General features: G+C 68.8%; 21 protein-coding genes. 12 read left to right on the forward strand and 9 right to left on the reverse strand.

All coding sequences use genetic code 11. The annotated features are described in order from the left end of the window. Nucleotides 1–47: 47 nt before the first annotated feature. Together JNB_RS15485 and JNB_RS15490 are read right to left on the reverse strand one after the other, a co-directional pair. The gene (locus JNB_RS15485) at nucleotides 48–692 is read right to left on the reverse strand and encodes a fasciclin domain-containing protein (protein WP_009777452.1); all 645 of its coding nucleotides are present in this window, start codon (nucleotides 690–692) and stop codon (nucleotides 48–50) included. 199 nt (nucleotides 693–891) lie between these two features. Continuing rightward, nucleotides 892–2,463, reverse strand: a complete 1,572-nt coding sequence (locus tag JNB_RS15490) for a molybdopterin-dependent oxidoreductase (protein ID WP_009777453.1) — start codon at nucleotides 2,461–2,463, stop codon at nucleotides 892–894. Between the two features lie 79 nt (nucleotides 2,464–2,542). Here JNB_RS15490 and purF point away from each other — a divergent pair, with 79 nt between their 5' ends. Then, nucleotides 2,543–4,117 carry an amidophosphoribosyltransferase gene (gene purF / locus JNB_RS15495; protein ID WP_009777454.1) on the forward strand — a complete coding sequence of 525 codons (1,575 nt, stop codon included), beginning with the start codon at nucleotides 2,543–2,545 and terminating at the stop codon, nucleotides 4,115–4,117. Between the two features lie 34 nt (nucleotides 4,118–4,151). Next, on the forward strand, nucleotides 4,152–5,375 hold the full coding sequence (gene purM / locus JNB_RS15500; protein WP_009777455.1) for a phosphoribosylformylglycinamidine cyclo-ligase: 1,224 nt from the start codon (nucleotides 4,152–4,154) through the stop codon (nucleotides 5,373–5,375). Nucleotides 5,376–5,388: 13 nt separating this feature from the next. Here purM and JNB_RS15505 read toward each other — a convergent pair whose 3' ends face one another. The 6 genes from JNB_RS15505 to JNB_RS15530 form a co-directional block, all read right to left on the reverse strand. Next, a complete protein-coding gene (locus tag JNB_RS15505) occupies nucleotides 5,389–5,943 on the reverse strand; it encodes a cysteine hydrolase family protein (protein WP_009777456.1) in 555 nt (184 codons plus the stop codon). Continuing rightward, the gene (locus tag JNB_RS15510; protein ID WP_040885025.1) at nucleotides 5,940–7,433 is read right to left on the reverse strand and encodes a cytosine permease; all 1,494 of its coding nucleotides are present in this window, start codon (nucleotides 7,431–7,433) and stop codon (nucleotides 5,940–5,942) included. Before JNB_RS15510 ends, JNB_RS15505 begins: the two co-directional genes overlap by 4 nt. An 85-nt stretch (nucleotides 7,434–7,518) precedes the next feature. Beyond that, on the reverse strand, nucleotides 7,519–7,713 hold the full coding sequence (locus JNB_RS15515) for a DUF3073 domain-containing protein (RefSeq protein ID WP_009777458.1): 195 nt from the start codon (nucleotides 7,711–7,713) through the stop codon (nucleotides 7,519–7,521). Between the two features lie 246 nt (nucleotides 7,714–7,959). Beyond that, nucleotides 7,960–9,078, reverse strand: a complete 1,119-nt coding sequence (locus JNB_RS15520) for a Glu/Leu/Phe/Val dehydrogenase (RefSeq protein WP_202795234.1) — start codon at nucleotides 9,076–9,078, stop codon at nucleotides 7,960–7,962. A gap of 110 nt (nucleotides 9,079–9,188) precedes the next feature. Beyond that, complete coding sequence (locus JNB_RS15525; RefSeq protein ID WP_009777461.1) at nucleotides 9,189–9,860, reverse strand: DUF6766 family protein; 672 nt, start codon at nucleotides 9,858–9,860, stop codon at nucleotides 9,189–9,191. Between the two features lie 85 nt (nucleotides 9,861–9,945). Next, entirely contained in the window at nucleotides 9,946–10,389 is a 444-nt protein-coding gene (locus JNB_RS15530) for a hypothetical protein (RefSeq protein ID WP_148232459.1), read from the reverse strand. A 38-nt stretch (nucleotides 10,390–10,427) separates the two neighbouring features. Here JNB_RS15530 and fgd point away from each other — a divergent pair, with 38 nt between their 5' ends. The 6 genes from fgd to JNB_RS15560 are packed head-to-tail and all read left to right on the forward strand — an operon-like array spanning nucleotide 10,428 to nucleotide 15,315. Continuing rightward, nucleotides 10,428–11,480: a glucose-6-phosphate dehydrogenase (coenzyme-F420) gene (gene fgd / locus JNB_RS15535; RefSeq protein ID WP_237700674.1), complete on the forward strand. Its 1,053-nt coding sequence runs from the start codon at nucleotides 10,428–10,430 to the stop codon at nucleotides 11,478–11,480. Then, complete coding sequence (locus JNB_RS15540) at nucleotides 11,480–12,010, forward strand: DoxX family protein (protein ID WP_009777465.1); 531 nt, start codon at nucleotides 11,480–11,482, stop codon at nucleotides 12,008–12,010. The genes fgd and JNB_RS15540 overlap by 1 nt, the downstream gene beginning before the upstream one ends. Next, the gene (locus tag JNB_RS15545) at nucleotides 12,007–12,774 is read left to right on the forward strand and encodes an enoyl-CoA hydratase/isomerase family protein (protein ID WP_009777466.1); all 768 of its coding nucleotides are present in this window, start codon (nucleotides 12,007–12,009) and stop codon (nucleotides 12,772–12,774) included. The genes JNB_RS15540 and JNB_RS15545 overlap by 4 nt, the downstream gene beginning before the upstream one ends. Then, nucleotides 12,771–13,757: a glucosyl-3-phosphoglycerate synthase gene (locus JNB_RS15550; protein WP_009777467.1), complete on the forward strand. Its 987-nt coding sequence runs from the start codon at nucleotides 12,771–12,773 to the stop codon at nucleotides 13,755–13,757. Before JNB_RS15545 ends, JNB_RS15550 begins: the two co-directional genes overlap by 4 nt. Further along, nucleotides 13,754–14,626 (forward strand): dihydropteroate synthase, encoded by an 873-nt coding sequence (gene folP, locus JNB_RS15555; protein WP_009777468.1) that lies wholly within the window; start codon nucleotides 13,754–13,756, stop codon nucleotides 14,624–14,626. Before JNB_RS15550 ends, folP begins: the two co-directional genes overlap by 4 nt. Beyond that, the gene (locus JNB_RS15560; protein ID WP_009777469.1) at nucleotides 14,623–15,315 is read left to right on the forward strand and encodes a hypothetical protein; all 693 of its coding nucleotides are present in this window, start codon (nucleotides 14,623–14,625) and stop codon (nucleotides 15,313–15,315) included. The genes folP and JNB_RS15560 overlap by 4 nt, the downstream gene beginning before the upstream one ends. A gap of 8 nt (nucleotides 15,316–15,323) precedes the next feature. Here the strand turns inward: JNB_RS15560 and JNB_RS22005 are convergent, their stop codons facing one another. Next, nucleotides 15,324–15,971, reverse strand: coding sequence for an excalibur calcium-binding domain-containing protein (locus JNB_RS22005; RefSeq protein ID WP_083784508.1), 648 nt, complete (start codon nucleotides 15,969–15,971; stop codon nucleotides 15,324–15,326). Nucleotides 15,972–16,176: 205 nt separating this feature from the next. Between JNB_RS22005 and JNB_RS15570 the strand changes: the two genes are divergently transcribed. The 4 genes from JNB_RS15570 to JNB_RS15585 all read left to right on the forward strand — a co-directional run bounded on the left by JNB_RS15570 (nucleotide 16,177) and on the right by JNB_RS15585 (nucleotide 19,817). Next, nucleotides 16,177–16,518, forward strand: a complete 342-nt coding sequence (locus JNB_RS15570) for a DUF4287 domain-containing protein (RefSeq protein WP_009777471.1) — start codon at nucleotides 16,177–16,179, stop codon at nucleotides 16,516–16,518. Nucleotides 16,519–16,527: 9 nt separating this feature from the next. After that, nucleotides 16,528–18,054: an arylsulfatase gene (locus JNB_RS15575; RefSeq protein WP_009777472.1), complete on the forward strand. Its 1,527-nt coding sequence runs from the start codon at nucleotides 16,528–16,530 to the stop codon at nucleotides 18,052–18,054. 63 nt (nucleotides 18,055–18,117) lie between these two features. Continuing rightward, nucleotides 18,118–19,059, forward strand: coding sequence for an ABC transporter ATP-binding protein (locus JNB_RS15580; protein ID WP_009777473.1), 942 nt, complete (start codon nucleotides 18,118–18,120; stop codon nucleotides 19,057–19,059). Continuing rightward, the gene (locus tag JNB_RS15585) at nucleotides 19,056–19,817 is read left to right on the forward strand and encodes an ABC transporter permease (RefSeq protein WP_009777474.1); all 762 of its coding nucleotides are present in this window, start codon (nucleotides 19,056–19,058) and stop codon (nucleotides 19,815–19,817) included. The genes JNB_RS15580 and JNB_RS15585 overlap by 4 nt, the downstream gene beginning before the upstream one ends. The last annotated feature ends 47 nt before the right edge of the window (nucleotides 19,818–19,864 follow it).

The raw sequence follows: 19,864 nt of genomic DNA on the forward strand, positions 1-19,864 counted from the left end.
GCCTACTTCGTCTCTTGTTCGTTCATCGAGCCTGTTGTGGGCATCGATCACATGGCCGGGAGGAGCACCTTGTCGACGATGTAGACGGTGGCGTTCGCGGTCTGGACGTTGCCGCAGATGACGCTGGCGTCACCGACCTTGAAGTCCTCGCCACTGCCCGAAACGGTGATGGTGCCGCCGCCGAGGGTCTTGTGCTCACCGGCGATCTTGTCGGGAGCAATCTTGCCCTCGATGACGTGGTTCGTCAGGACCTTGGTAAGCAGACCCTTGGGGTCGGCCATCGCGGCGTCCATCGTGGCCTTGGGAAGGGCAGCGAAGGCGCTGTCGATCGGGGCGAAGACGGTGAGTGCCGGAGCGGTGTTGAGGGTGTCGACGAGGCCGGCTTCCCCAACTGCGGTCACGAGGGTCTTGAGGAGCGGGTTGGCGCTCGCGGCGGTGGCGACCGGAGCGGTCATCATGCCGTCGAACGAACCGGCGCCCGTGGTCGGGACCTGGGCGCAGCCGGCGCCGAAGGGCTTGGCCGACATGTCGTCAGCCGAGGCCGAGGGCGACTCGGAGGGGGCGGGTGCCGAGGTGGTCGACGACGAGGTCGTCGAGCCCGTGTCCGTGTCATCGGAGCTGCCACAGGCCGCGAGGCCGAGGGGCAGTGACAATGCGAGGGCGAGGGCGGCGGTGCGGTGGGTGAGCTTCATGGTCGTCTCCTTGAGGCGGGTTGGCTTACATCTCTTATTCGCCACTGCCACAGACCCGGATTGGTGCTCCCCAAACTTTTTTCCAACTTTCTACCGCCGGGTATGCCGGCCACTCACCTCCCACACAGAAGTGCGTCCGCACGAATGGCCAGGTGCTGGGCCATCCGTGCGGACGCAAGGGTCTGCTGCGGGTTCCGGACTACTCGACGTTGACGGGGATGGTCTGCCAGCCGGTGGCACCGCGGGGGAACGGTGAGGCCCGCTTCTCCGTCTGGACGGCGCCGGTGAGGTCGGTCGCGCGGACCGTCAGCTCGTGTCGGCCGGCGGTGGCATCCCACTCGAAGAACCACTGGCGCCAGTAGTCGACGTTGGCGTCCGGTCCGAGGGTGGCCTTCTGCCAGGGGCCGTCGTCGACGCGGATCTCGACCTTCTCGATGCCGCGGCCCTGGGCCCAGGCCACGCCACCGATGACGTTCTTGCCGGCCTTGAGGGTGGAGAGCCCGCGAGGGGTGTCGATGCGGGACTGCGTGAGAATCCGTCCGTCGGTCGCCCACTCGCGCTCGGTCCAGTAGGCCTTCTTGGCGGCATACGTCGTGGCAGTGAGGCTCTTGAGCCACTTCGTTGATCCGACGAAGCCGTAGAGGCCGGGCGTGACGAGCCGCACGGGGTAGCCGTGGCGGCGGGGGAGGGGCTCGCCGTTCATCCCGATCGCGAGCAGGGCTTCGCGGTCATCGGTGAGCGCCTGCACGGGCGTGGAGATGGTCATGCCGTCGACGGACGTGCTGAGGATCTGGTCGGCGCCAGAGCGAACTCCCGCCCGCTCCAACAGTTCTCGCACGGGGACCCCGAGCCAGCGAGCGCCACCGATGTAGCCACCGCCGACCTCGTTGCTGACGCAGCACATCGTGATGTCCTTCTCGATGAGGTCCATCTTGAGCAGGTCGGCGTAGGTCAGCTTGAAGGGCTTGTCGACCTCGCCGTCGATGGTCAGCTCCCAGGAGTCGGCGTCGACGCGGGGGATGACCAGGGCGGTGTCGATCCGGTAGAAGTCGGCATTGGGGGTGCGGAACGCCGTGAGGCCCTTGACCTTGCTTTCGATCCCCTGCACGAGCGGAGGCAACGGTTTTGCGGGGGCGGGGAGGGCGATGTTGGAGGGGGCGATCGCGTCGCTCGTGAGCTTCTGGCCGAAGGCGCCCACGGCAGCGGCGCCGACGGTCACGCCACCAGCACCGAGCAGGAAGGCGCGGCGGCCGGCCGGGCTCGCCTCTCCGGTCGCACGGGCGTTGTGGTCGGTGGGGCTCTCGACCTCTCCCGCGCCCCCAGCGCGCGGGATGAGGCGAAGCAGGAGGACGAGCAGGCCAACCCCGACGAGGCCGGTCACCAGACCCGGGATGACGTCGGTCGGTCCCGCGGTCGACCGCAGGATCGCGGCGGCCGCGGCCAGCGCAGCGAGCACGACGATCATGAGACGACCCACGGTGGGGTGGCGTCGGGAGATCAGTCCTGCCACGGCGGCGAAGATCAGCGTGACGATGGCGACGCTGCCGATGAGGACGGGCTTGTCATTGGTCCCCATCGTCCTGACGGCCCATTCCTTGACCGGCGTGGGCGTGGCGTCGATGACCTGCGAGCCCACGGCAAGAACCGGTGAGGACTCGGGGGAGACAAGGGCCGCGACGAGGTGACCAGCAGCGGCACCACCAAGGGCGGCCAGAAGGCCGCTCACGGCATACGGCCAACGAGGTGCGGTCGGTCCTTCAGATGCGTCCATGGCAAGCCATTCGGTGCGAGGGCCGCCACGGATTGGAGCGGCGCGCCAGCGTCCCGCGAACCCGTGGGACACTTGGAGTGTGGCACGCGGAGACGGACGACTGACCCACGACCTGATGCCCGGCGAGAAGGGCCCCCAGGACGCTTGTGGCGTCTTCGGTGTCTGGGCTCCCGGCGAAGATGTCGCGAAGCTGACCTACTACGGGCTCTATGCGCTGCAGCACCGCGGCCAGGAGTCTGCGGGCATCGCGACGAGCAACGGCCGACGCCTCCTCGTCTACAAGGACATGGGCCTGGTCTCGCAGGTCTTCGACGAGCGATCCCTCGGGTCCCTCACCGGTCACCTCGCGATCGGTCACTGCCGCTACTCGACCACGGGTGCCTCGATCTGGGAGAACGCCCAGCCGACGCTCGGCGGTCACGACGGCGGCACGGTCGCCCTGGCCCACAACGGCAACCTCATCAACTCCGCCGAGCTGCGCGACATGGTCGACGCCGCCAACGGTGACGAGGCCCATCGTGGCGAGCTTGGGCGAGGCAACACGACCGATACCGCGCTGGTCACCGCCCTGCTGACCGCCGACGAGGACCGCACGCTCGAGGAGTCTGCCCTCGAGGTCCTGCCCAAGCTGCGCGGCGCCTTCTGTTTCGTCTTCATGAACGAACACACCCTGTATGCCGCCCGCGACCCCCAGGGGATCCGTCCCCTCGTCCTGGGTCGCCTGGAGCGTGGCTGGGTGGTGGCCTCCGAGACGGCAGCGCTCGACATCGTCGGTGCGTCCTTCATCCGTGAGGTCGAGCCGGGAGAGCTCATCGCCATCGACGAGGACGGCCTGCGCTCGCAGAAGTTCGCCGAGCCCGACCGCAAGGGCTGCGTCTTCGAGTACGTCTACCTCGCTCGCCCCGACACGACGATCAACGGTCGGGTCGTGCACGAGGCTCGCGTCGAGATGGGTCGCACGCTGGCGCGTGAGCACCCCGTCGACGCCGACCTCGTCATGCCCACGCCCGAGTCGGGCACACCTGCGGCCATCGGTTATGCCCAGGAGTCGGGCATCCCCTACGGCCAGGGCCTCGTCAAGAACGCCTACGTCGGACGCACGTTCATCGCGCCGTCGCAGACCATTCGTCAGCTCGGCATCCGGCTCAAGCTCAACCCGCTGCGTGAGGTCATCAAGGGCAAGCGACTGATCGTGGTCGACGACTCGATCGTGCGCGGCAACACCCAGCGCGCCCTCGTGCGGATGCTGCGCGAGGCCGGTGCGGCCGAGGTCCACGTGCGCATCTCGTCGCCGCCGGTGCGCTGGCCCTGCTTCTACGGCATCGACTTCGCGACCCGGGCCGAGCTCATCGCGACCGGCATCGGGGTCGAGGAGGTCTGTCGTTCCATCGGCGCTGACTCCCTCGGCTACATCTCCGAGGACGGCATGATCGCGGCGACCGACCAGCCGCGCGAGATCCTCTGCTCGGCCTGCTTCACCGGGACCTATCCGCTGGAGATGCCGTCCAGTGAGCGCGGCGGCAAGGGCCTGCTCGAGCTCGAGTTCCCCGTCGAGGTTGGTGAGAGCGACGCCTCCGACGTGGGCACGCTCGACGTCGATCGGGTCTCGGTCACCGCCGCTGGTGGTGCCGCCGAGGCCGTCCGTCGCCCGTGATGGTCCGGGCAATAGGCTCTCGGGCGTGAGCGATATGGGCAGTCAGGGCGAACAGATCACCTATGCCGGGGCCGGTGTCGATGTCGAGGCCGGTGACAAGGCCGTCGAGCTGATGAAGGCCGACGTGCGTCGCGCGACCCGACCCGAGGTGCTCGGCGGGCTGGGTGGGTTCGCGGGCATGTTCGACGCCTCTGCCATCGCCCGCATGGACCGCCCGGTCCTCGCCACGTCGACCGACGGTGTGGGGACCAAGGTCGCCATCGCGCAGGCCCTCGACATCCACGACACCATCGGCTTCGACCTCGTCGGCATGGTCGTCGACGACATCGTCGTCTGTGGCGCCGAGCCCCTCTTCATGACCGACTACATCGCGACCGGCAAGGTCGTGCCCGAGCGGATCGCTGCGATCGTCGGCGGCATCGCCCGGGCCTGCGAGCAGGCCGGGGTGGCGCTCATCGGTGGCGAGACGGCCGAGCACCCGGGACTGCTGGAGCCCGACGAGTACGACGTGGCCGGAGCCGCCACCGGCGTGGTGGAGTATGCCGCCGTACTCGGCCCCCAGCGGGTTCGCACCGGAGACGTCGTGCTGGGTCTGGCCAGCTCGGGTCTGCACTCCAACGGCTACTCGCTCGTGCGCAAGGTTGTCGCGCACGCCGGGTGGGCGCTCGATCGTCACGTCGACGAGTTCGGCCGCACCCTGGGTGAGGAGCTGCTCGAGCCGACCCGCGTCTACTCGCGCGATCTGCTCGACCTCATCGCCACCGACGGCCTCGACCTGCATGCCCTCTCGCACGTCACCGGCGGCGGCCTCGCGGCCAACCTCGCCCGCGTCCTGCCCGACGACGTGTTCGCCCGCATCGACCGCGGCACGTGGACGCCGCCCGCGGTGTTCTCCACGATCCAGCAGCTGGGTCGGGTGCCGCAGGCCGACATCGAGCGCACCCTCAACATGGGTGTCGGATTCGTGGCCATGCTGCCTGCAGACCAGGCCGAGCTGGCCGTGGCCACCCTGGCCACGAGCGGCATCGTCGCCTGGCCGATGGGCGAGGTGACGGCGCTCGAGGACGCTCACATCGAGGACGGCGTCGAGGTCGTGCGAGGTGCCAAGGGCGTCGACGGCGGCTCCGTGCAGGTCGTCGGTAGTCACCCCGGGACGACGCCGAAGGCACGTCCGTCCAGCGGACCTCCCAGCGGGGTCATGGCGATGCGTGACCACGTCGATCTCGAGGCCGCGAACGAACCGGTCCGCGGCGACTGAGTCCCCGAGGCGGTCAGATCACGGTGATCTGGGGGGCGAACATCTCCATGGCGCCCAGGGCCTGCTCGTGCTTCTCGACGCTCGAGCCCGCGCACGCCTGAGCGATGACGCGCACGCTCGCACCGGCATCGCCCGCAGGGATCGCGGTGGCAATGACGCAGCAGTCGGTGGCCACCCCCGCGAGGGCGATCCGCGCCTGGTCGCCAACAACGGACCGCAACTGCGCACCCCACTTGCCGAAGGTCCCCTGCGTGACCACATGGTCGGCGAGGTCAGCGAGCTCGGGCACCACGGCATACAGAGGGTTCTCGTCGGGGACGAGCGCGAACTGCCAGTCGTCGTAGTAGTCCGCCCACGATCCGCCGAGGCCCGGGTCTGCGACGAACCGGGTGACCACGACACGACCGGCGTATGCCGCCGCGAGACGCGCGATGCGCGGCACCGTCTCTGCCCACATGGGCGAACCCCACGCGCTGGTCTTCGGGTCGGCGAAGATCACCTGCGGGTCGATGATGACGAGCCACTCGTCCTCCAGCGGCTCGACGGACTCGACGGCCGCTCGGGTCATGCCCCGCTCTCCTGGCGCTGCACCGTGCCACGTCGCGCGACGTAGGTGACCGCGAACGACAGGACGAGGGCCAGCAGCACGCCGAGGTTGGCGTAGGCGAACGTCCCCTCCCAGTAGGACCCAGCGGGATCGTCGACAAACGTGCCGAGGCCGAACGGGTGCAGCAGGAAGCCCTGCCAGTTGTTCCAGGCGGCGTCGTCGGCGTAGTTGTTGACGACCAGACCCCAGCCGAGCACCGACGTGACGACCATCGTCCCGATCGACACCCAGTCGAAGGCGCCGTAGCGGCCGGTGGAGTCGAACAGGGCGTCGTCGTCGTAGTCACGCTTGCGCAGCGCGATGTCGGCGATCATGATCCCCGCCCACGAGGCCAGAGGCACTCCGAGGGTGATGAGGAACGACTGGAACGGGTTGATGAAGTTCTCGGCGACGAAGACGACGTAGAACGTGCCGAGGGTGAGGATGACTCCATCGACGAGCGCCGCCATCGGCCGCGGGATGCGCACCCCGAGGGAGAGCAGGGTGAGGCCGGATGAGTAGATGCCGAGGACGGCCCCGGAGACGAGCGAGAGGATCGCCGCGATGAGGAAGGGCACGAGCACCCACGTCGGGAGCAGCGTGGCCAGCGTCCCGATGGGGTCGGCGCCGATGCCCTCGAGGACCTTCTTGTCAGAGCCCGCGAGGGCGAGGCCGTAGCAGACGAGGAGGGCCGGGGCGAGGGCTCCGCCCAGGGTGTTCCAGCCGACGATCGCGGTGCCGCTGGCGTCACGGCGCTGGTAGCGCGACCAGTCGGCGGCGATGTTGATCCACCCGAGACCGAAACCGGTCATGACCATGACGAGGGCCCCCACCATGGCGCCGATGCTTCCGGACGGCAGGGCCGACACGGCCGACCAGTCGAGGTGGTTGAACGTCATGACGACGTAGAGGACGGTGATGATGCCGGTGATCCAGGTCAGGACCGACTGCATGCGCATGATGATGTGATAGCCGGCGACGGCCGCGGCCACGATCATGGCGGCCACGACGACTGCGGCGACGATCTTGGTCCCGGTGCCGCCGCCCCAGCCGAGGCGCTCGAAGATCGTCGCGGTCGCGAGGACGGCGAGGATCGCGAGGAAGGTCTCCCAGCCGATCGAGGTGAGCCACGAGATCACGCCGGGGACCTTCTGGCCCTTGACGCCGAACGCGGCGCGCGACAGCACCATGGTGGGGGCCGATCCGCGTTTGCCGGCGATCGCGATGATGCCGCAGAGAGCGAACGACACCACGACGCCGATGATCGTCACGACGACGGCCTGCCAGAACGAGATGCCGAAACCGAGGACGAAGGCCGCGTAGGAGACACCGAACACCGACACGTTGGCGGCGAACCACGGCCAGAAGAGATCTCGGGGCGCGGCGGTGCGTTCCGCCTCGTCGATGATCTCGATGCCGGTGGTCTCGACGCCGAGGCGCTTGGCAGCGTCGGCTGTGCGCACGTCAGTCATGCCCGTGAGCATGTCAGATCTCAGGCGGCAGAAGACGTATGCCGCACGAGGACGTGCGAAAGAGGGTCGAGCGTGAGGTCAGGCGTCAACGACGCCCGTTGACCCACTTGTCGTAGTCGTCGTCCTCGTCGGTCTCCGGCTCGGCGACCCGAGTCGAAGGCAGCGTCGAAGAACTACCGTGGAGTTCTCGCTCAAGCGAGCTCAGGTCAGTGTCGGGGCTGTAGTACTTCAGCTCCCGTGCCACCTTGGTCTGCTTGGCTTTTGCTCGGCCGCGCCCCATGGCGAGACCCCCTTGTGCGTCTGCCGGGCGACATACCCAAAAGGGACGGCCCTCAGAGGGTCATCCCAAGTCGAGCTGTGGTCCCGGGAATCGTGTGTATGTCGTGGGGACAACGCTACATCAGCCCAGAGTGTTTCCGCTCCAGGGGTCGACTTGCTGAGACGGTGTCGCAACTTCCCTGCGTATGCCGGGTGCTCACCTCGGGAGGTGAGCACCCGGCATACGCCGTGCTGGGGGTGAAAAGCCTCAGTGCTGGGGGAGCCAGATCGTCGACGAACCGGCAGCCATGCGCTTTTCCGCGATGTGGTCGGCCGCAGCGGCGGGGCTCTCGCCACGCTCATCGGCGGTGCGCAGGACCTCGAGGGTGTGCTCGAAGATCGCCGTGGCACCGACCTTGGCGCGCGCGAAGTCGAAGCCGAGGAGCTCGTCGCTCACCTGGATGACTCCGCCGGCGTTGACGAGGAAGTCGGGGCAGTAGGTGATGCCGCGCGAGACGAGTCGGTCGGCGGTGCCGCCTTCACCCTCGCTGACGAGCTGGTTGTTGGCGCCACCGCAGACGATGCGCGCCTTGAGGACGTCGACGGTGTCGTCGTCGAGCGCGCCACCGAGGGCGCAGGGGGCGTAGACGTCGAGGTCGTCGCGCACGAGGGCGGCGACGTCGCCGAGGACCTCGATGGAGGGGTGGGTGGCCTGGAGGGCGGTGACCGCGGCGGTGTTGACGTCCGTGACGACGACCTGGGCGCCGTCCTCGATGAGGTGTCCGGCGAGGATGCGTCCGACCTTGCCGACGCCGGCGATGCCGACGCGACGGCCGCGCAGGGTGGCTTCGCCCCACACGTGCTGGGCGGCGGCGCGCATGCCCTGGAAGACACCGAAGGCGGTGAGGACCGACGAGTCGCCGGCGCCGCCGTTCTCGGGGGAGCGGCCGGTCGCGAAGCGCGTCGTCTGCGCCACGAGGTCCATGTCCTGCACGTAGGTGCCCACGTCGCACGCGGTGACATAGCGGCCACCGAGGCTCTCGACGAACCGGCCGTAGGCGCGCAGCAGCTCGGGGGTCTTGAGGGTCGCCGGGTCGCCGATGATGACGGCCTTGCCGCCACCGTGCGGGATGCCTGCGACGGCGTTCTTGTAGGACATGCCGCGCGAGAGCCGGAGGACGTCGGCGAGGGCCTCGTCATCACTGGCGTACGGGTAGAACCGCGTGCCGCCGAGCGCCGGGCCGAGGGCGGTGTTGTGGATCGCGATGATCGCGCGCAGGCCGGACTTCGGGTCGGAGCAGTGGACGACCTGCTCGTGCTCGGCGAGCGAGAGTGTGGGCGCAGCGGGCGAGCCTGCGGGCGCGGTGGTCATGGGCGACGCGGTCACGGTGGTGACTCCTTTGTCAGTGCTGGGCCGCGTGATGGTGCGGCGTGTGACGTGCGTGGGTCTCACGCAGGTCCAAGCCTAGGCCCGCCAGCCGCCGGTGGTGACCCGGCTCAGCCCTCGATCCCGGTGGCTTCGTGGGCCGCCCCGACCGGTTTGGACTCCGGCGATCCGCGCTCGCGCAGGTAGATCGCGAGAACGACCATGCTCGCGACGGCGAGGAACTCGGACTGCCAGTTCTGGAACGTGCGGCTCCAGAAGTCGGGCGCGGCGAGGTAGGTCCCGAAGGTCAGAGGCGCTTTGAGGTTGCGGATCTGCTCGGCGTTGTAGGCCGCGTGGCCGGCGATGAACTGAGCCGACCAGGAGCCGACGAAGATCGCTCCCATGACGAGCCCCAGCGAGTGGGAGTAGAGGCCTCGTCGCCAGCCGTCGAGCTTCGCCCACGCCGGCGAGTCGGGTTGGGCGAACTGTCCCACCTTCTGCTCCTCGTCGCTCTCACGTCCGATCTTGTCGAGCGGTTTGGACTCGGGAGATCCCTTCTGGACGAACCAGACCGTGAGGGTGATGAAGAGAAGGAACTGGAGGTACTCGGACTGCCAGTTCTCTGCGAGGTCGACGGCGAAGTCCGACGACGCGAGATATTCACCCATGCCGATCGTCTGGAGTCCGTGGTCGTGGGCGTCACCGTTGACGCCAGCGAGCCCCGAGATCGCCTGCCCGAGGAGGGCCAGCAGCAGAAGGGCGCCGAAGACGAGGGGGAGCCCGTGTTCACGCAGTCGCCTCATCGCCCGGTCACCCCCATGGCAAAGCACCATGCGAGCCCCGCGGCGATGAAGACGAGCCATCCGATGAAGGACCAACGCACGACGGTCACCGCCCTTCGACGGAGCAGTCGTAGGGGAGGTCCTTGCCGCGCGGTGTGCAGCCGGCGGCAGTGACGAGCCACCCGCCGTCGAAACGGGCGAGGAACATCGTCTGGTCGTCCCACTGGACGATCGCGTCGCGTCCATAGACCTGGGCGCGAGGCTCTGGGCCACCCGCTCTCAACGTCTCCATCCCGAGGTCGGCCATCGCGGTGGCGCACTCCTCGTCGTCGGAGGCGATCGACTCGAGGGTCGCGGGTGCCAGGAAGTCGCACGCCTTGCCCGGCTGCATGCTCGCCGCCGAGATGAACTGCTCGCTCGCAGCGCTCACAGCGCCGGTCTCGGCAGCGCCCCGACCGGCACACCCTGTCGCCGGGACGAGCGCCAGAAGAACGGCACTCGCCGAGGTGAGCCACGGCATACGACGTCGTTTGTGCAGGTCAGGAGGCATATATCCACTATGGCACCGGCATGGGAGAGGATGGCGTCATGCGCATCGGCTACAAGGCTTCGGCCGAACAGTTCGCTCCCGCCGAGCTCGCGGCCTACGCCGTGCTTGCCGAGGAGCTGGGGCTGGACTCGGTGACGATCTCTGACCACTTCCAGCCCTGGCGGCTCGAAGGCGGCCACGCCCCGAACTCCATCGCGTGGCTGTCGTGGGTCGCCGCGCGCACCGAGCGGGTCATGCTCGGCACGTCGGTCATGACGCCGACCTACCGCTACAACCCGGCCGTCGTCGCGCAGACCTTTGCGACCCTCGGCTGCCTCGCGCCGGGTCGGATCATGCTCGGAGTCGGCACGGGTGAGGCGCTCAACGAGGTCGCCGTCGGCTCGGTGCCCGAAAGTGGCTGGCCCGAGTTCAAGGAGCGCTACGCGCGGCTGCGAGAGTCGGTCCGGCTCATGCGGGCGCTGTGGACGCAGGAGTCGGTGACGTTCGAGGGCGAGTACTACCGCACCGAGGACGCGCGCATCTTCGACCGGCCCGACGTGCCGATCCCCGTCTACATCGCTGCCGGTGGCCCGCTTGTTGCCCGGTATGCCGGCCGGTCCGGTGACGGTTTCATCTGCACCTCCGGCAAGGGACGCGAGCTCTACGCCGACAAGCTGCTGCCCGCCGTGGCCGAGGGACTGGACAAGGGCGGACGGTCGGCCGGGGACGTGGATCGGATGATCGAGATCAAGCTGTCCTGGGACCCTGACGCCGACCAAGCGCTCGAGAACACCCGATTCTGGGCGCCCTTGTCGCTGACGGCCGAGCAGAAGCACTCGATCCACAGCCCCGCCGAGATGGAGAAGGCCGCCGACGAGCTACCCATCGAGCAGGTGGCGCAGCGCTGGATCGTCGCGTCGAAGCCGGAAGACGTGGTCGCTGCGGTCAAGGAGTACACCGACCTCGGCTTCGACCACCTCGTCTTCCACGGTCCCGGGCACGACCAGAAGCGCTTCCTCAAGACCTTCACCGAGCAGGTCGTGCCCGGTCTGCGTGAGCTCGTGCCCGCTGACCTGACCGCTGCCTCGACGGACGCCAAGGACAACTCCTGATGGACGCCACCGCGATCTCCTCGACCGACCTCGACGTCGCCTCGCTCGTCCTGCGTCTTGCGCTGGGACCGATGCTCGTCCTCCACGGGCTCAACAAGGTCCAGGGCGGTCTCGACGGGACGGCCGGCTGGTTCGAGTCGCTCGGCCTCAAGCCCGGCTGGCTGCACGCCCGTCTCGCCGCGTACACCGAGATCGGCGCCGGCATCATCGTCACGCTCGGCCTGCTCAACGGTCTGGGAGCGATGGCGTTCGTCGGGCTCATGACGGTGGCCGCCCTCACGGACCACCGCGGCAAGGGCTACTTCATCTTCAAGGGTGGTGCCGAGTACGTCGTGCTGGTCGGCATCGTCGCGGTCGCGCTCGCGGTCGTGGGTCCCGGTCGCTGGTCGCTCGACAACGCGTTCGGCCTCGACCTCGCTGGCCTCGGCTGGGGCCTCATTGCCCTCGTGGGCGGCGTGCTGGCTGCTGGTGGACTGCTCGCGACCTTCTATCGCCCGAACGCGACCGGCGCGACCAAGGCGGACGCGTGACCACGACTGACGTCACCGTCGCGGTTGACGGCGCCATCGGGCGGATCACCTTCACCGCACCGGATCGGCTCAACTCGCTCGACGCGGAGATGCTCGAGACGGTCACCAACGAGGTCGCCCGGCTCGACGCCGACCCGGCCGTGCGCGTCATCGTCCTGTCCGGTGAGGGGCGTGCCTTCTCGGCCGGCGCCAACATCGTGGCCTACGAGAAGGTCGGCGACCTCGACGCCACATTGTTCGGTCTCGGCCCCGCCGCGCGCGCGATCCTCGAAACGCGCACTCCCGTCATCTCGCTCGTGCCCGCTGTGGCTGCCGGGGCGGGCCTGTCACTCGCTCTCGCGGCCGACTATGTGCTCGTCGCAGACGATGCCAAGCTTCTCCTCGCCTTCGGTGGACTGGGCCTCATGCCGGACGGTGGGGCGACGTCGCTCGTCGTGGCCAACATCGGCCGCGCCCGGGCCCTGCGCCTCGCCCTGACCGGCGAGAAGATCAGCGGTGCGACAGCAGCGGAGTGGGGCCTTGTCTCGGAATCCGTTGCCGCAGAGGCGTTCTCGGCACGAGCCGACGAACTCATCGCGCACTTGGCCTCGCTGGCGCCCGACGGCACCGCCCTCACCACGGCCGCCATCACGGACGCAGCCCTTGACCTCGACGCCACGCTCGACCGTGAGGAGCGCGGCCAGCACGCCCTGCTCCGCACCGACGACTTCGCCGAGGGCCTCGCCGCCTTCCGCGAGAAGCGTCGCCCGGCGTTCGGTCGGTGACGGGAGCGGTGGGCGAGGGCAAGGGGTCAGGCGAGCGCACGGCATACCCAGCATCTGACTGGACCGCCGATGGCCTGCTGGCCCTCAAGGGCGACCTGACCATCTCCGTCGTGATCCCGGCCAAGAACGAAGAGGCGACCGTCGGTGACGTCGCGGCGCGCATCCTCACGGACGTCGGTCATCTGGTCGACGAGGTCATCGTCATCGACTCCGACTCGACCGATGCGACCGTTGACGCAGCGCGGGCTGCGGGGGCAAAAGTGTTCTCTGCCATGGAGATTCGGCCCGAATTGGGTGCGGTGCCCGGCAAGGGTGAGGCACTGTGGAAGTCGCAGTTCGTCACTCGCGGCGACCTCGTGGTCTTCGTCGATGCGGACCTCGTCGACTGGGGTACGCATTTCGTCACCGGGCTTCTGGGGCCGCTGCTCACGCGCGACGACATCCACCTCGTCAAGGCCGTCTATGACCGGCCGATGCTCGATGACTCCGGCAACGAGGAGGAGCAGGGCGGGCGCGTCACGGAACTCGTCGCGCGACCGTGGCTGGGCCTGCACCGTCCCGAACTCGCCGGCATCGTCCAGCCGCTGTCGGGGGAGTGGGCGATCCGGCGGTCGAGCTTTGCCGGCTACTCGGTCCCTGTGGGTTATGGCGTGGAGATCGCGGCGGTCCTCGACACGGCCGATCGCTTCGGGGTCGAGGCCATCGCGCAGGTCGACCTGGGGCTGCGCACCCACCGCCACCACCGTCATGACACGCTCGGACTCATGGCAGTCCAGGTCCTCGCAGCCGCTGATCGTCGTCGGGTTGCTGCTGCCGTTGGTGACGTGACGGTGCGCGAGACCGTGGACCTGACGCAGTACACGCGAGGGACCGCCGGCTTGGAACCGCACGTCACTGCCGTGGCGATCGGTGAGCGGCCTCCGGCGCAGTCCTTGGGTATGCCGGCCCACGCAGAGCGTGGGACCCGCGCGGAGTCCCGATGACCGAGTTGCGTTTCCGCCTGGGTCGTGGCGAGTTCGACGCGCGCTCGCGCCTGGTCATGGCGATCGTCAACCGCACGCCCGACTCGTTCTACGACAAGGGGTCGACGTGGCGCGAGGACGCGGCCTTCGACCGCGTGCGCGAGGTCGTGGCCCAGGGCGCCGACATCGTCGACATCGGCGGGATCAAGGCGGCGCCCGGCGTCGAGATCGGTGCGGACGAGGAGAAGGGGCGAGTCGTCGACTTCGTCGCTGCTGTGCGCGCCGAGCACCCCGACCTGCTCATCAGCGTTGACACGTGGCGGGCGTCGGTCGGTCGCGCGGTCCTGGAGGCGGGTGCCGACATCCTCAACGACGCGTGGGGTGGTGCGGATCCCGAGTTGGTCGAGGTGGCTGCGGAGTTCGATGCCGCCGTCGTGTGCACCCACACGGGTGGGGTGACGCCGAGGACGCGTCCGCACCGGATCGAGTACGACGACGTCGTCGAGTCCGTCGTGGAATCGCTTGTCGCACAGGCAGATCGAGCAGTCTCAGTAGGAGTTGCGCGCGAGCGGATCGTCATCGACCCGGCTCATGACTTCGGCAAGAACTCGTGGCACTCGCTCGAGGTGACGCGACGGCTCGACGAGCTCGTGGCCCTCGACTGGCCGCTGCTCGTGTCGCTGTCCAACAAGGACTTCGTGGGGGAGGCGCTCGACCTGCCCGTGGGGGAGCGGCTCACGGGGACGTTGGCCGCGACAGCGATCTCGGCGTGGCACGGCGCGCACATCTATCGGGTGCACGAGGTCGTCGAGACCCGGCAGGTGCTCGACATGGTGTCGGTCATCTCGGGTGACCTCCCGCCGGCCCGGACTGCTCGGGGGCTCGCGTGATCACCGACATCGTCGTCGTACCAGGGGCGCCGCTGTTGCTGCCGGAGTACCAAGGTCGGGTGGCGGCCGTGCCTGACCTGCTCGAATCCTGCGTCTCGGTCGTTCGCGAGGCGGTCGCGTCGGCGCACCACGTCGTCGTCGTGCACGCCACCGATCGCGAACCGCGCAGCACGAAGCCTCCGGTGGGTCTGCGCGTGGCCGATCATCTGCTCGCCGCGACCCACGAGAACTTCGATGTCGAGCACGTCGCCGTGGCGTGGGACGCGACTCTGGAGGACTGCCTGGCCATCGGTCGTCGACTCGAACCTGCACCTGAGACAACACTTCTCGTGGTTGCCGACGGATCAGCCCGCCGCACGGAGAAGGCGCCGGGCCACCTTGATGAGCGCGCGGCTGCCGTTGACGACGCCATCGTCAGTGCGATCCGTGACAGCGGCAACGGGGGCCTCGACCGCCTGCTCGACCTCGACGCTGAGCTCTGCGCCGACCTGCTCGTCGCGGGCCGCGTACCCCTGCAGGTCCTCGCTGCTGCCGTTACGTCTGCGGATGCGGCTGCTCTAGCGACCACATCCGCAGACGCAAGAGCTGCAGCGGGAGGTGAGCGGACGGCATACCGGGTCGACCAGTTGGACGTGAGCGATCCGTTCGGCGTGCTCTACGTCGTCGCGCACCTCGTGGCCATCGCCTGAGTCTGGGGCTACTCGCAGGCCACGCCGTCGTTGTCCCGATCAAGAGCAGAGCGGTATCCGGGTTCGCCGCGCCGCAGCGGAGCCACACCTGCGGCCCGGGCCGCAGCACAGTTCGCGTAGTACGCGGACGAATCCTCGACCGGCGGAGGTGCCACGAACGGCACGGCCCTCGTGGCGGGTGCCTTGGTGATCGTGACTGTGGGGGCAGGGGCTGGCGTCGCGGTGATCGTGACGGTCGGCGCAGGCGCTGGAGTCGCGGTGACCGTCACTGTCGTTGTTGGGCCCGGCCTCACCGAGATGGAGGTGGAGACGCTGGGTCGACTTGTAGGTGTGGCGGCGAGGCCGTTGGTGTCCGTGCCATTCGCTCCGCCGACGCCGACCGCGGTTCCGATCAGAAGCGCCCCGACGGTCACGGCGCCCGCTCTTGCGTAGGAAACAGACGCCTTCTTCTGGAGGACACCCGGAGGCTTCGTGACCAGAGCGGCCGTGAGAATGGCCGTCGCAGTGGATCGATGTGACGCGGTCTCCGTGCTGACCCAGAAGGTCCACCCAGGAGGTGCTGGCGGCCACGATGCATCCGGCGTCCACCCTTTGGGTGGCACCCACCCGTCCGGAGGATTGGGCCATCCGGGCGGTGGGTTGAATCTCTGCGTCATGGTCCGCTCCTCGCGTCTGCGTGGAGGTCACGGTAGGCACCCCATCGATCGAGCGTGGAGAAATGACAGATCTCGCAGGGGATGCGTTCCTTCTGCACGCACGCGGTTGGTCGTCCCGAGATGCGATGACTGTCTGTCGAAATCGGGCTGGTTCGTTCGGCACACAGGGTGAAAGGCTGAATTCCACCTCACCCCAGGAGTCACGATGTCGTTCCAGGCCTACCTCGACGCCGCCGAGAAGAAGACCGGCCACACCCCTCAGCAGCTCGTGGACCAGGCCCACGCCCGCGGCTTCGGACCGGCGACCAAGGCGGGTGACATCCTCGCCTGGCTGGCCGAGGACCACGGACTGGGACGAGGCCACGGCATGGCCCTCGTCCACGTCATCAAGAACGGTCCAGGCATCGGCGACAAGCACGTGGGCTCGACGGGCGTGCACCGGGACGAGTCCGACACGCTTCGTCTGGACGGCATCGCCGACCGTTGGTCAGAGGAGGCGGTGGTCCACTGGGCGGCAGCAGGACTCGGCCAAGGGCTGAAACTCTAGGGTGGTCGAATGACCGGCCTCCCCGACACCGCCACCGACGATCGACCCAATGTCGTTCTCATCTGTGTCGACGAGTGGCGTGGGGACGCGCTGTCCAGCGCCGGACACCCGCACGTGCAGACCCCGCACCTTGACGAGCTCGCGGCCCGCGGCACGAGGTTCGATCGCGCCTACTCGGCCACTCCGACGTGTGTGCCGGCCCGCGTCGCGCTCTTCACGGGGCAGTCCCAGGAGGCCCACGGTCGGGTCGGCTACGTCGAAGGGGTGCCGTTCGAGCAGGCCCACCCGGTGACGTTGCCGGGTGAGTTCCGCAAGGCCGGCTACCAGACCCAGGCAATCGGCAAGATGCACGTCTTCCCCGAGCGGTCGCGGGTCGGCTTCGACGACGTCGTGCTCCACGACGGGTTCCTCCACCACGCCCGACGCGGACACCGCCGCCAGTTCGAGTTCTTCGACGACTACGTCCCGTGGCTGCGCCGACAGCCCGGACTCGACGCCGACGCCGACTACTTCGACCATGGCGTCAACTGCAACTCCATCGTCGCCCGTCCATGGGACAAGCCCGAGTCGGCGCACCCGACGCACTGGCTCGGCACCCAGGCCGTCAACTGGCTGCCCCGGCGCGACCCGACGGTGCCGTTCTTCCTCTACCTGTCGTTCCACCGGCCGCACCCTCCCTACGACCCGCCGCAGTGGGCCTTCGACCAGTACCTGGCCCTTCCGCCCTACGAGCGCGAGCTCGGTGACTGGGAGGACGAATGGGACGAGTTCCGCGAGGACGGGAACCACCAGGCGTCGATCGGCGACCTGCCCGACGCGATGGTGCACCGTGCACGGGCCGGCTACTACGGCCTCATGGCCCAGATCGACCTCCAGGTCAACCGCTTCATCGAGTCCCTGGGCGAGCTCGGGCTCCTTGAGAACACTGTCGTCGCCTTCACCAGTGACCACGGCGAGATGATGGGCGACCACCGCATGTTCAAGAAGGCGGTGCCCTACGAGGGGTCGGCCCGGGTGCCGTTCATCATCGCCGACGCCCCGGCCAGACAGGGTGACGGCGTCGAGGGTGGCACGGCTCGCGATGCCGTCGTGTCCCACGTCGTCGAGCTGCGTGACCTCATGCCCACGCTGCTGGAGCTCGCGGGCATCCCCGTGCCGGAGGGAGTGGATGGCGTCTCGCTGACCGACCACATCCGTCGTCCCGTCGATGCGTCGGCTCCGGAGGCGCCCCGCGAGTGGCTGCACGGCGAGCACGTCTACTGGGGCCAGTCGCTGCAGTGGGTCACCGACGGCCGGATGAAATATGTGTGGGGCTCCGCCAAGGGGGTCGAGCAGCTCTTCGACCTCATCGAGGACCCGGGTGAGCTGCACAACCTGGCCGCCGACCCGGCGCATCATCAGAACCGCGACCTCTGGCGCGGCCGACTCGTCGAGGCCCTCACGGGGCGTGAGGAGGGCTTCGTCGCCGATGGCCAGCTCGTCACCGGCCGACCGGTCACGGCGATCCTGGAACACACCCTGCAGCGGATCGGCTGATCTGCACACAACCTTCACAGGTTGCGCTCCCGCCACCCCTGCCCGTGGGCCTAGCGTCCAAGCATGATCAGAGTCAGTGGGCTGACGAAGGTGTATGCCGGGGTGCGGGCGGTCGATGACCTCACCTTTGACGTGGAGTCCGGGAAGGTGACCGGCTTCCTCGGGCCGAACGGCGCAGGCAAGTCGACGACGATGCGGATGATCCTGGGGTTGGATCGGCCGACCGCAGGAACCTCGTGCGTGAACGGGCAGCGCTACACCGACTTCCCGGCGCCGCTGCGCGAGGTGGGCGCCCTGCTCGACGCCGGCGCGATGCACCCGGGGCGAACGGGTCGCGGCCACCTGCGGATCGGGGCTCGCAGCAATGGAATTCCCCTTTCTCGTGTCGACGAGGTCATCGAGCAGGTGGGACTCGAGAAGGCGGCGACCCGTCGGGTCAAGGGCTACTCGCTCGGCATGCGGCAACGCCTCGGGATCGCCGCGGCGCTGCTCGGCGACCCGCCCGTGCTCCTCTTCGACGAGCCGGTCAACGGGCTCGACCTCGACGGGGTGCGGTGGATCCGGGCGCTGTTCCGGGGTTTCGCCGACGAGGGCCGCACCGTCCTGGTGTCGAGCCACCTCATGAGCGAGATGCAGCTCATCGCCGACCGGGTCGTCGTCATCGGCCGTGGTCGTCTCATCGCTGACACCGACATCGCAGGCATGCTCGGCGGGGTGAGCGGCCCTCGCGTGCGGGTGCGGACTCCGCGCCCGGACGAGCTGGCCCGTGCATTCGGCGCGGACGTTGGCGTGGCCAAGCCGGTCGAGGGAGAGCTGGAGGTGAGTGGCCTCAGCGCCAGCGAGGTCGGGGATCTCGCGCACGCACACGGCATACCCCTTCATCACCTCGCAGAGGTGGAGCAGTCCCTCGAGGACGCCTACCTCTCGCTCACTGAGGGCGAGGTCGAGCACGTCGGCCACCTCGGCAACGCCCACGCCGCACTCACGGACGGAGCCCCGCGATGAGCGCCACGGTCCTGGCGCGCGCCAGCCGCGCAGAGTGGAGTCGGATCTGGAGTGTCCGCTCGAGCTGGGCCTTTGCGGGCCTCATCGGTCTGGCCGTCGTGGGGCTCGGAGTGCTCGCCGGGATCGATGCGTCCGACAGTCCGGGTCCGGGTGCAGGGGAGTCGGCGTGGGACGTCGCGGCGTTCACGGCGATGTTCGCGTTGTTCGGCACGGTGGCCTGGGCCGTGGTGACGGGCACGGCCGACCACGGCACGGGAGCGATCGTGCCGACGCTGCAATGGACGCCTCGCCGCGGCATCCTCCTTGCGGCGCGCGCCGGCGTCATCGCGTTGACGACGACGGTGACCGGCTTGGTGCTCGTCATCGTCGCCAGCACCGCAGTGTGGGTGCTCGCGCCGGACTTCGGGCTGCCCCTGGACGAGGGGCTGCACAGGGTGGGCGACCTCGTGGTGGTGATCGGTTGTGGTGCCCTGCTCGGCATCGGTCTGGGGCTGGCCACGCGAAGCACCGCTGCCGCACTCGTGCTCGCCATCGCGCTTCTGCTCGTGCTGCCCCTGATCGTCGGCGGCCTGCCGTTCGACTGGGCCCCAACGGTCTCGTCGCGGCTCCCGGGGTCGGGCGCGCTGTTCCTCATCTTTGGCAATGGCCCGCCCGGCGACCTGACACCGACGTCCGCACGGCTGACGCTCTTGGCATGGGCCGTGGCCGCGGTGGCGGCCGGAGGGTGGCGGCTCCTACGCAGCGACGCGGGTCACTGACGCCGAACCTCCACTGAGCAGGCTCCTTGCCGGACATACTTCGGTGC

The sequence above is a fragment of the Janibacter sp. HTCC2649 genome (genome assembly GCF_000152705.1).
Classification (GTDB): domain Bacteria; phylum Actinomycetota; class Actinomycetes; order Actinomycetales; family Dermatophilaceae; genus Knoellia.

What these genes read in the sequence shown, in the direction of transcription:
- JNB_RS15485 (WP_009777452.1), bottom strand. Translation starts at nt 692, where the DNA reads ATGAAGCTCACCCACCGCACCGCCGCCCTCGCCCTCGCATTGTCACTG.
- JNB_RS15490 (WP_009777453.1), bottom strand. Translation starts at nt 2,463, where the DNA reads ATGGACGCATCTGAAGGACCGACCGCACCTCGTTGGCCGTATGCCGTG.
- purM (WP_009777455.1), top strand. Translation starts at nt 4,152, where the DNA reads ATGGGCAGTCAGGGCGAACAGATCACCTATGCCGGGGCCGGTGTCGAT.
- JNB_RS15505 (WP_009777456.1), bottom strand. Translation starts at nt 5,943, where the DNA reads ATGACCCGAGCGGCCGTCGAGTCCGTCGAGCCGCTGGAGGACGAGTGG.
- JNB_RS15510 (WP_040885025.1), bottom strand. Translation starts at nt 7,433, where the DNA reads ATGACTGACGTGCGCACAGCCGACGCTGCCAAGCGCCTCGGCGTCGAG.
- JNB_RS15515 (WP_009777458.1), bottom strand. Translation starts at nt 7,713, where the DNA reads ATGGGGCGCGGCCGAGCAAAAGCCAAGCAGACCAAGGTGGCACGGGAG.
- JNB_RS15525 (WP_009777461.1), bottom strand. Translation starts at nt 9,860, where the DNA reads ATGAGGCGACTGCGTGAACACGGGCTCCCCCTCGTCTTCGGCGCCCTT.
- JNB_RS15530 (WP_148232459.1), bottom strand. Translation starts at nt 10,389, where the DNA reads ATGCCTCCTGACCTGCACAAACGACGTCGTATGCCGTGGCTCACCTCG.
- fgd (WP_237700674.1), top strand. Translation starts at nt 10,428, where the DNA reads ATGCGCATCGGCTACAAGGCTTCGGCCGAACAGTTCGCTCCCGCCGAG.
- JNB_RS15540 (WP_009777465.1), top strand. Translation starts at nt 11,480, where the DNA reads ATGGACGCCACCGCGATCTCCTCGACCGACCTCGACGTCGCCTCGCTC.
- folP (WP_009777468.1), top strand. Translation starts at nt 13,754, where the DNA reads ATGACCGAGTTGCGTTTCCGCCTGGGTCGTGGCGAGTTCGACGCGCGC.
- JNB_RS22005 (WP_083784508.1), bottom strand. Translation starts at nt 15,971, where the DNA reads ATGACGCAGAGATTCAACCCACCGCCCGGATGGCCCAATCCTCCGGAC.
- JNB_RS15570 (WP_009777471.1), top strand. Translation starts at nt 16,177, where the DNA reads ATGTCGTTCCAGGCCTACCTCGACGCCGCCGAGAAGAAGACCGGCCAC.
- JNB_RS15575 (WP_009777472.1), top strand. Translation starts at nt 16,528, where the DNA reads ATGACCGGCCTCCCCGACACCGCCACCGACGATCGACCCAATGTCGTT.
- JNB_RS15580 (WP_009777473.1), top strand. Translation starts at nt 18,118, where the DNA reads ATGATCAGAGTCAGTGGGCTGACGAAGGTGTATGCCGGGGTGCGGGCG.
- JNB_RS15585 (WP_009777474.1), top strand. Translation starts at nt 19,056, where the DNA reads ATGAGCGCCACGGTCCTGGCGCGCGCCAGCCGCGCAGAGTGGAGTCGG.